Annotated in this window: 8 protein-coding genes; 7 read left to right on the forward strand and 1 reads right to left on the reverse strand. The window is 73.8% G+C overall.

What is annotated here, in order from left to right; genetic code table 11:
• The coding region (locus ACR9ZG_RS15735; RefSeq protein WP_481285792.1) for a WecB/TagA/CpsF family glycosyltransferase at positions 1–1,963 on the reverse strand (1,963 nt) is incomplete at its 3' end.
• A 247-nt stretch (positions 1,964–2,210) separates the two neighbouring features.
• Here ACR9ZG_RS15735 and lhgO point away from each other — a divergent pair.
• The 7 genes from lhgO (at position 2,211) to ACR9ZG_RS15770 (ending at position 9,794) form a co-directional block, all read left to right on the forward strand.
• Positions 2,211–3,395 carry an L-2-hydroxyglutarate oxidase gene (gene lhgO, locus ACR9ZG_RS15740; protein ID WP_481285793.1) on the forward strand — a complete coding sequence of 395 codons (1,185 nt, stop codon included), beginning with the start codon at positions 2,211–2,213 and terminating at the stop codon, positions 3,393–3,395.
• 357 nt (positions 3,396–3,752) lie between these two features.
• On the forward strand, positions 3,753–5,285 hold the full coding sequence (locus ACR9ZG_RS15745; RefSeq protein ID WP_481285794.1) for a sugar transferase: 1,533 nt from the start codon (positions 3,753–3,755) through the stop codon (positions 5,283–5,285).
• A 43-nt stretch (positions 5,286–5,328) separates the two neighbouring features.
• Complete coding sequence (locus ACR9ZG_RS15750; RefSeq protein WP_481285795.1) at positions 5,329–5,976, forward strand: acyltransferase; 648 nt, start codon at positions 5,329–5,331, stop codon at positions 5,974–5,976.
• On the forward strand, positions 5,973–6,656 hold the full coding sequence (locus ACR9ZG_RS15755; protein ID WP_481285796.1) for a hypothetical protein: 684 nt from the start codon (positions 5,973–5,975) through the stop codon (positions 6,654–6,656). Before ACR9ZG_RS15750 ends, ACR9ZG_RS15755 begins: the two co-directional genes overlap by 4 nt.
• A 5-nt stretch (positions 6,657–6,661) precedes the next feature.
• On the forward strand, positions 6,662–7,939 hold the full coding sequence (locus ACR9ZG_RS15760) for an MFS transporter (protein ID WP_481285797.1): 1,278 nt from the start codon (positions 6,662–6,664) through the stop codon (positions 7,937–7,939).
• Entirely contained in the window at positions 7,936–8,958 is a 1,023-nt protein-coding gene (locus ACR9ZG_RS15765; RefSeq protein ID WP_481285798.1) for a TolB-like translocation protein, read from the forward strand. The genes ACR9ZG_RS15760 and ACR9ZG_RS15765 overlap by 4 nt, the downstream gene beginning before the upstream one ends.
• Before the next feature lie 116 nt (positions 8,959–9,074).
• Positions 9,075–9,794, forward strand: a complete 720-nt coding sequence (locus ACR9ZG_RS15770) for an SOS response-associated peptidase (protein ID WP_481285799.1) — start codon at positions 9,075–9,077, stop codon at positions 9,792–9,794.
• Positions 9,795–10,050: the final 256 nt, after the last annotated feature.

Here is a 10,050-nt window from a genome sequence, read left to right on the forward strand (position 1 = left end):
AGATGTGTATAAGAGACAGGGCCGGGGCCGCCTGCGTGGCCTGCCGCGGGATCAGCACGCTGCCCCGACTGGTCGTGACGGTCCCCGAGGGCGCAGCCGGCTGCGCCGCCTGCGCCGCTACCCCCGCCGCCGTCGGCACCGGCCGCTGCGCGTGCGGCAGCCGCCGCCACGAGCCGCGGTCGAGCAGCGTCCGCAGGGCTGCGCGGTGGGCGGGCTGGTAGGCGCGGAGCCCGGCGTGGAGCACGGCGACCGCACGGGTTCCGAGCACGGCGGCCCGGCCTCCCGTCGCCTCGGCGTACCGCACCCGGTTGACCGCCATGAGCGCGGTGAACTCCGGGCGCACGCCCGAGCCGCCCTGCGCGTGGACGACGGTCGCCTCCGGCGCGAACCACACCGTCTCGCCGGCGTCGCGCGCCCGACGGAAGTACTCGGTCTCCTCCGAGTAGAGGAAGAAGCGCTCGTCCCACGGGCCGAGCCGCTGCGCCAGGTCGCCGCGCACGAGCAGCGCGGCCCCGGTCGCCCAGTCGACGCGGTGCGGGTAGCGGTAGCTGGTGTCGTCCCAGTCGATCTCCGAGAAGGCGCCGCCGCGGCGCGTGACGCGCTCGCCGAAGAGGGCGTCGCCGAGGGCGCGCCGGATCGTGGGCTCGCGCCGGAGCGACTTCGTCAGCGTCCCGTCGCCCTCGCGGATGGCGGGGACGACGATGCCGGCACCGCTGCGCCGCATCCGGTCGAGCATGGCGCGCACGGCCCCCGGCTCGACGGTGAGGTCCGGGTTGAGCACGAGCACGGCCTCCGTGCTCCCGACGGCCGCGAGTGCGGCGTTGAGGCCTCCGGCGTAGCCGAGGTTGGCGCCGGTCGGCACGACCGTGATGTCGGGATGGGCGGCCAGCAGGGTGCGGGTGTCGTCGGTCGAGCCGTTGTCGGCGACCACCAGGCGCAGGCGCGTGCGCCCGGCCTCGCCGCGGAGGCTGGCGATGAACTCGTCGAGGTGCGCGCCGCTGTTGTACGTGACCGTGATCGCGGTGACCTCCGGGCGCTCGTCGGCGCCGACGAAGCGGCCCTCCGGGTTCGCGGCGGCGACCGGCCGCGGGGCCGTCGTCGCGCGTGCGGCCGGTGCGGTCGCCTGCGCGGCCAGGGGGATGCGTGCGACGCGCGATCGACGGACGGCGAGCAGCGCGCCCGGTCCCTGCACGAGGTAGCGGCGGGCGAGGCGCTTCGGCTCCAGCGTGAGCCGCCAGGCCCACTCGAGCCCGTGCTCGGCGACCCAGCGCGGGGCGCGCTCGACGCGCCCGGCGAGGAAGTCGACGACCGCGCCGAACGCGAGCAGGGTCTTCGCGCCGGTGAGCTCGCCGTACTCGGCGATCCACACCTCCTGGCGCGGCTTGCCCAGGCAGACGACGAGCACGTCGGTGCGCGCCGCGGCGATCTCGGCGGCCAGCTCTCGCGAGCGGACGGGGTCGGCGAGCTCGGCGGCGGAGGGCGCCCAGCAGCCGGAGATGCGCAGGGCCGGCCGTTCCAGGCCGAGGCGCTCGCGCAGCAGCTCGTGGGTGGCCGCGTTGCCGCCGAAGAAGCCGACGCGGAGCCCGCTGGCCTGCGCGCGCTCCAGGATGGGGCCGATCAGGTCGCTGCCGGCGAGCCGGGGCCAGGCGGTCCCGGTGGCGCGCTCCAGGCGGGCGGCGATCGGGGCGCCGTCGACGAGGTTGAGCCACTCGATCGGGCGGGAGCCGGGGGCGGCGTGGTGACTGCCGGTGCCGTGCCAGCGGGCGCCCGTGCCGAAGTGGTGGATGTGGTCGAGGTTGACCGAGCAGACGGCCAGCGGTGTGGCGTCGTCGAGGCGCCAGTGCCCCTCGATGATGCGGAGCGCCTCCGCGGCGTCCATGAGGTCGACGGCGGTGCCGGCGAGCGTGACGCGGGCGGGGCCCGGCATCGTGCCGGCGCCGCGCAGGGCGGACGGGTGGCTCATAGCGCACTCCCTTCGGGTGGGTTTCGCGCTCATGGGCCCGGGGCGAGGGCGTCGCCACGAGACCTTGGCGAGCAGATGACGATTTCTCATCTACGCCGTCGACGCTAGCATTCCTGAGGAATCCTCGGTCACCCCAATGTGGGGGTGAGCCTTGCTCATTTTTGCGCGGACAGCGCTAGCATCAGCGCCAGCGCACCTCATCGCGCAGCGCACCGATCGCGCCCACGGACCAACCGGGAGGACCCCCATGTCGCGCAGCATCGTCATCGTCGGCGGCGGCATCCTCGGCCTCGCCGTCGCCGCACGCGCCGCCCGGTCGGGTGTCGCCGTCACCCTCCTCGAGAAGGAGTCCGGCTGGGCCGGGCACCAGACCGGCCACAACAGCGGGGTCGTGCACGCCGGGCCGTACTACAAGCCGGGCTCCTTGAAGGCGCGGATGTGCGCGGCCGGCAACGCTTCCATGCTCGCCTTCGCGCGCGAGCACGACATCCCGCACGCCGTCCCCGGCAAGCTCATCGTGGCGGTGGAGGACCGCGAGCTCGCCGGCCTCGACGAGCTGCACCGCCGCGCGGTCGCGAACGGCGTTCCGTGCCGGCTGATCGACGCCGACGAGGCCTCCGACTACGAGCCGGAGGTGTACGCGCTGCGGGCGCTGCGCATCGAGTCGACGGGGATCATCGACTACCCGGCCGTGTGCCGCGTGCTCGCCGACCTCGCCAGGGAGGCGGGGGCCGAGCTGCTCCTGGATGCCGAGGTCACAGGCATCCGCTCGCTCCCCGACGGCGTCGTGGTCGAGCACACCGGCGGGGAGGTGCGCGCCGACGGCCTCGTCAACTGCGCCGGCCTCCATGCCGACCGCATCGCCCGGCTGGCCGGTATCGAGCCCGAGGTGCGGATCGTGCCGTTCCGCGGCGAGTACTACGAGCTCCGGCCCGAGCGCCGCGACCTCGTGCGCGGCCTGATCTACCCCGTGCCCGACCCCGAGCTGCCGTTCCTCGGCGTCCACCTCACCCGCATGATCGACGGCTCGGTGCACGCCGGGCCGAACGCCGTGCTGGCGCTCGCCCGCGAGGGGTACCGCTGGCGCGACGTGCGGCTGCGCGACGCGGCGGAGGCGCTCGCCTATCCCGGCTTCCTCCGCATGGCGTCGCGCAACCTCGGCACCGGGGCGCGGGAGGTCGCGCGCTCGCTGAGCAGGAACGCCTTCGCCAGGAGTCTCGCGCGCCTGGTGCCCGCGATCGAGGCGGCCGACATCGTCAGGGCCGGCTCCGGGGTGCGCGCGCAGGCCGTGCGGCCGGACGGCTCCCTCGCCGACGACTTCGTCATCCAGCACGCCCCGCACCAGCTGCACGTGCTCAACGCGCCCTCTCCGGCCGCGACGAGCGCCCTGGAGATCGCGAAGCACCTGGTCGCCGAGGCGATCCCGGTCTGATCGGCCATGCCCCCCGGAAAGGGGGATGGCGGCCGACCGGCAAAGTCGATGTATCCTCAGTTTGCGATAGCTGAGGAACAATCAGTTTTACGAACCCGGTAGTGCTGACGCTCCTTGTGGTCTCGGTTGTCGCTCAACCCGATTGCACCTGTGGACCCGAACAAGCAGGGGATGCGTGATGGAACGTCGTCGTGAGCCGCGTGCGCCGCAAGGCGCCGGCACCGAGCGCGATCGCGCGTCCCTCCCCAGCGGAGCCGGCGGCGGCAAGGCCGTTCGAGACCGCGGCTTTCCCCCAGCCGCCGCCGGTTCTGTCCACACGGTCGCCGTCCTGGCCGCTCCGGGGAAGGGGAACCAGCCATGACCGTCATCCGCAACCGACCGCTCGCCGGCGACCTGGCGGCCCCGAGCCGCTGGTCCATCGGCCGCCTCGACGAGGCCGCCGCCGCCACCGGCCCGCGCTCCGCGAGCGGACGCAGCTGGGCGCACGCGTACCGCACCCGGCTGCGGATCACCGACACCCTCATCATCGTCGCCGCCATCGGCACGGCCTTCCTCATCCGCTTCGGCCCCGACGACATCGCGACGAACCTCTCCGGCTTCCCGCTGCAGTACCTCGCGATCTCGCTGGCCATCGCCATGTGCTGGACCATCGCGCTCTCGGCCGGGCACACCCGCGACCCGCGCATCATGGGCCTCGGCGTCACCGAGTACCGCCGGGTGGCCAGCGCCAGCGCGCTCACCTTCGGCGTGCTGGCCATCGTCTTCCTCGTGGCGAAGGTCGACATCGCCCGCGGCTACTTCGTGCTCGCGCTGCCCATCGGCGCCGTGGCCCTCGTCGGCAGCCGGTGGATGTGGCGACGGTGGCTCATCGGGCAGCGCCGCTACGACCACTACCTGTCCCGCGCCCTCGTCATCGGCGCCGCCGACGACGTGGAGTACGTCGCCGGCCAGATCCGCGACAAGTCCGGCGCCGCTTACCAGGTGGTGGGCGCGGCGGTCGACGACCCCGAGCACGACGTCATCCGCGTGAAGGGCGAGACGGTCCCGGTCGTCGGCGGCCTCGCCGACGTGACCGAGGCGGCGGGGAGGCTGCGCGCCGACACCGTGATCGTCGCCGGCCAGCCGCGCGGCGGCAGCCGCTTCATCCGCGACCTCGGCTGGGCCCTGGAAGGGACCGCGACCGAACTGGTGCTCGCGTCGCGCCTGACCGACGTGGCCGGGCCGCGCATCCACTTCCGCCCGGTCGAGGGTCTGCCGCTCATCCACGTCGAGATCCCGCAGTTCGAGGGCGGCAAGCACGTCCTCAAGCGCCTGCTCGACGTCGCCGTGTCCGGCACCGCGATCATCCTGCTGCTGCCGTTCCTCCTCCTCATCGGTCTCGCGGTGCGGCTCGACAGCCCGGGCCCGGCGATCTTCCGGCAGGAGCGGGTCGGCCGCAACGGCTCGACCTTCACGATGCTCAAGTTCCGGTCCATGGCGATCGACGCGGAGGAGCGGCTCGCCACCCTCCGCGCGCAGAACGAGGGCGCCGGTCTGCTGTTCAAGATGAAGGACGACCCCCGCGTCACCCGCGTCGGCCGCTTCATCCGCAAGTACTCGCTCGACGAGTTCCCGCAGCTGTGGAACGTGCTCGTCGGCGACATGAGCCTCGTCGGACCCCGCCCGCCGCTGCGGCGCGAGGTCGACGGGTACGAGCGCCACGTCCACCGCCGCTTGTACATCAAGCCGGGTCTCACGGGGATGTGGCAGGTCAACGGACGCTCCGACCTCTCGTGGGACGAGAGCGTGCGGCTCGACCTGTACTACGTGGAGAACTGGTCGCTCACGGGCGACCTGGTGATCCTCTGGCGCACCGCCCGGGTGCTCCTCCATCCGACCGGCGCCTACTGAGCGGCGCCGCACCACCACCGAGCGACGACCTGGGGGCGACGCTATGAACACCATCACCACCGTTATCGACGGCCCGCCGGTCGTCGCGGCGACCGCCGACGTCGACCCGCGCGCCTCCGTCGGCGCCAGGACCCGCGTCTGGCATCTGGCGCAGGTCCGCGAGGAGGCCGTCGTCGGCTCCGACTGCATCCTCGGCCGCGGCTCGTACGTCGGGCCCGGCGTGGTCGTCGGCGACAACTGCAAGCTGCAGAACTACGCGCTCGTCTACGAGCCGGCCGTGCTCGAGGACGGCGTCTTCGTCGGACCGGCCGCCGTCTTCACCAACGACGTGTTCCCCCGGGCGGTCAACCCCGACGGCTCGCTCAAGTCGGCCGACGACTGGCACGCGGTCGGCGTCACCGTCCGCACCGGCGCCTCCATCGGGGCCAGGGCGGTGTGCGTCGCCCCCGTGACCATCGGGCGCTGGGCGCTCGTCGCCGCCGGCTCGGTCGTGCGCGCCGACGTGCCCGACTACGCGCTCGTCGCAGGCGTCCCCGCCCGCCGCATCGGCTGGGTGGGGGAGGCAGGGGTCCCGCTGCGCGAGGAGGCGCCCGGCGCGTGGGTGTGCCCGGAGAGCGGTCGCCGCTACGTCGAGGCCGACGGCGCGCTGAGCCCCGCGGACGATGCAGCGGCGGCGGAGGCGCGGCCATGAGGCAGCGCACCCTCGTCATCGCCGGGCTCGCCGCCGCGGCCGTGATCGCCGCGGGCGCCTTCACCCTGACCCAGCTGCCGGCACCCGCCACCTCGGACGCCTCCCGCGGCGGCTCCGCCACGCCGGCGCCGCACGCGTCATCCTCCGCTCCCACGGCCCCTTCGACCGCGGTCCCGACCCCGTCGAGCACGACCGGCCCCGGTTCGGGCACCGGGACCGGTCCCGAGGCGCCCGCCGCCGGCAAGCGGTACAGCACGGAGGTGCTGCCGCCCGTCGAGAAGACCTCGCCCGCCCTCCCGCCGAGCGACCCGCTGCCCGTGCCCGTCTCGGCGCCGCTGCCGCGGACCGCGAGCGCGACCGGCGGGCTCGTCTCCGGGTATCCGGAGAGCGTGCTGCCCGTCACCCCCGGCGCCCACGTCGCCTCCAGCTCGGTCGCCTCGCAGGACGGCCGCCTCCAGGTCACCCTGACGGCGACCTCCGGCTCCGGCGTCGCCGACGTCCTCGCCTTCTACCGCACGGCCCTCGCGAAGTACGGCATGTACGACACGGCCGCCCCGGCCCAGGGCGGCGCGACGGCCCTCGCCTTCACCCGCGACGGCAGCACCGTCACGGTCACCGCGACCCCCACCGACAACGGCTCGAAATACATCATCTTCGGGACCTTCACCGCGAAAGGCTGACCCTCGTGTACATCTCGCTCTCCGACCGGCGTGAGAAGGACACGGACGACACGGCGCGGCTCGCCGAACGGGACGGGGTGCGCGCCACGCGCGTCTCCGCCACCGTCGTGGGCCTCGGCATCGTGAGCATGCTCACCGACATCTCGTCCGAGTCCGTCGCGGCCATCCTTCCGCTCTACATCACGGGGGCCCTCGGCCTCTCCACCATCGCGTTCGGCTTCGTCGACGGCCTGTACCAGGGCGTCAGCGCGGTCGTCAGGATCGCGGGAGGCTACGCCTCCGACCGCGGCGACCGGCCCAAGTGGGTCGCGTTCGCCGGGTACGGCCTGTCCGCGGCAGCCCGCGTCTTCCTGCTGTTCGCCTCGGGGCTGGGCGCGATCGTCGGCATCGTCACCGCCGACCGCATCGGCAAGGGCATCCGTACTGCGCCGCGCGACGCGCTCATCACCGCGTCGTCGCAGCCGGAGAACCTCGGCCGCTCGTTCGGCGTGCACCGCATGCTCGACACCGTCGGCGCGGCGATCGGGCCGCTGCTGGCCTTCCTCATCCTCTTCCTCATCCCGGACGGCTACCACACCGTCTTCGTCGTCTCGCTCGCGTGCGCCCTCGTCGGCGTCGCCGTGCTCGGGCTCGTCATCCCGGACCGGCGCCCGCGCGCCGAGCGCAGCACGTCGGGCACGGCCCGCCCCCGCTTCCGCTGGCGCGACCTCTCCAACCCCCGGTTGCGCCGCGTGCTGCTGGTGGCGGGCCTGCTCGGCCTCATCACCATCGGCGACGGCTTCGTCTACCTCGTGCTGCAGAGCCGCAGCGACTTCGCCGCCCAGTGGTTCCCGCTCCTCTACGTCGGCACGAACGTCGCGTTCCTGGCGCTCGCGGTGCCGTTCGGGAGGCTGGCCGACCGCTTCGGCCGTGCCCGCGTGTTCGTCGTCGGTCACCTGGCGCTCCTCGGCACGTACGTGGCGGCGGCGCTCCCGGTCGCCGGGCTGCCGCTCACGCTGGTCTGCCTCCTGCTGCTCGGCGCCTTCTACGCCGCGACCGACGGCATCCTCGCCGCGCTCGCCGCCGAGAGCACGCCGGAGGGCAGCCGGGCGAGCGGCATCGCGGCGGCGCAGACGGTCGTCGCGCTGACCAGGCTCGTCGCCTCCACCGGGTTCGGCGTGCTGTGGTTCGCGCTCGGCCGCACCCCGGCGATGGTCGTCGCCGCGGTGGCGCTGGCCGTCGTGATCCCCGTCGTCGCCGTGATCTTGCGCGGATCCCCGACCTCCCCGAGAATCACCGCATGAGCCCCCGCGTCCGCCGGTGGTCGCTGCTGGCGATCACCGTGCTGCTCCTCGGCGGCGCGGTCGTGTACGGGGCGGTGGCGTTCGCCGACTACCAGTCGCGCGCGAGCGCGCCCAGCCAGGTCACCGCCGCCACCGCGGCACCCTCCGCCCTCCCGGCGGGCCCGCGGCTGGTGTTCCGCAACACCGCGAGCGGGAAGGGCTACGGGCAGGTGGCCTCCGTGCCGCTGGACGATCCCCAGGGCCCGCGCACGATCAGCGGACCGGCCTGCGACCGCGTGTACGCCACCCGTGAGGTGGAGACGTGCCTCCACACCGCACGCGGCGTCGTCACCACCTTCACCGAGACGCTCTACGACGCCGACGGCACCGAGCTGAAGTCGTGGCCGCTGCCGGGCGTGCCCAGCCGCACCCGCATCTCCGCCGACTCGAAGCTCATCGCCCAGACCTCGTTCGTGACCGGCGAGGCGTACGGCACCGTCGCGTTCTCGACCCAGACCACCATCTCGCGCGTGAACGGCAGCGACTACGGATCGCTGGAGGACTTCACCTTCCTCGTGGACGGGCAGAAGGTCACCGCGGCCGACCGCAACTTCTGGGGCGTCACCTTCGCGGACGACGGCAACACCTTCTACGCCACGGGCGCGACCGCGCACCACACGTACCTCGTCCGCGGGAACCTCCGCGGACGCACCCTCGTCGCCATCAAGGACGGCGCCGAGTGCCCCTCCCTCGCACCGGACGGCTCCCGTGTCGCGTACAAGAAGAACCTCACGCCCGGGGAGGCGACGCCGCACTGGACCCTCGCCGTGCTCGACTTCGCGAGCGGGGTGGAGACGCAGCTCCCGATCGAGCAGAGCGTCGACGACCAGGCCGAGTGGCTCGACGACGGGACCCTGCTGTACGGCCTCGCGTCGACGACCGCCCCCGGCGACAGCGACGTGTACGCCGTGCCGGCCGACGGCTCGGCGCCGCCGACCGTGTTCCTCCGCCACGCGTGGTCCCCGTCGGTGGTGCGCTGACCCCACGATTTGCGCCGAATCTCGGTTCTGGGGCGCCTTTCCCACGATTTGCGCCGAATCGCGGCCGGGGAGGCCCGTGCCTCCCGCCGTCGGTGGTCGCGACTACGCTGGCCAGCATGTGCGGCAGGTTCGCGATGGACGACAAGGTCAACGACGAGATCACCGAGTTCGTGGAGGCCACCGGGCGACGGCCCGACGAGTGGCGCGCCGACTGGGAGGCCGACTACAACATCGCGCCCACCGACGACATCCCGGTGCTGATCGACTCGCCCAAGAACCGCGAGCTGCGGTTCGAGCGCGCCCACTGGTCGCTGGTGCCGTCGTGGTCCGACACGCTCAAGCCGAAGTTCCCCACCTTCAACGCCCGCGCCGAGGGCATCGCCGACAAGGCGACCTGGCGCGAGCCCGTGAAGTCGCACCGCGCGATCGTGCTCGCCCGCGGCTACTTCGAGTGGCAGGGGCCGAAGGGCAGCAAGACGCCGTACTTCATCCGCTACCCCGAGGGCGAGCTCATGGGCTTCGCCGGCCTCTACTCGTGGTGGCGCGACAAGTCCAAGGCCGACGACGACCCCGACCGCTGGACGCTCACCGCCACGATCCTCACGAGCGACGCGGTGCAGACACTCGCCGACATCCACGACCGCAACCCCGTCATCCTGCCGCCCGACCTCTGGCTGCACTGGCTCGACCCGTCGATCGTCGGCGACCAGGCGCTCGTCGACGAGGCGGTCCGGGCGGGGGTCGCCGAGGCGGAGACGCTCCGGTTCGACCGGGTCGCCCCCTTCAAGACCGCGGACGACGGCCCGCAGCTCATCCGGCCGGTCGACGAGGGCTGAGTACCACCTCCCGAAACACCTGTCATCCCCTGCGCCAGCGGCCCGCGTGCGCCTACCGTCCGCATCGTGCGCCGGACGTGGTCGCCGGCGGGGTTCCCGCGTCGCGACCTTCCCGGTGTGCGTGGGGCGGGGGCCCCGGGGGGGGCCCCCCCCCCCCCCCCCCCCCCGGGGGGGGGCCCCCCCCCGGGCCCCCCCCCCCCCCCCCCCCCCCCCCCCCGCCCCCCCCCCCCCCCCCCCCCCCCCCCGCCCCCCCCCC

The sequence above is a fragment of the Leifsonia sp. KNZ12-8B genome, assembly GCF_056755495.1.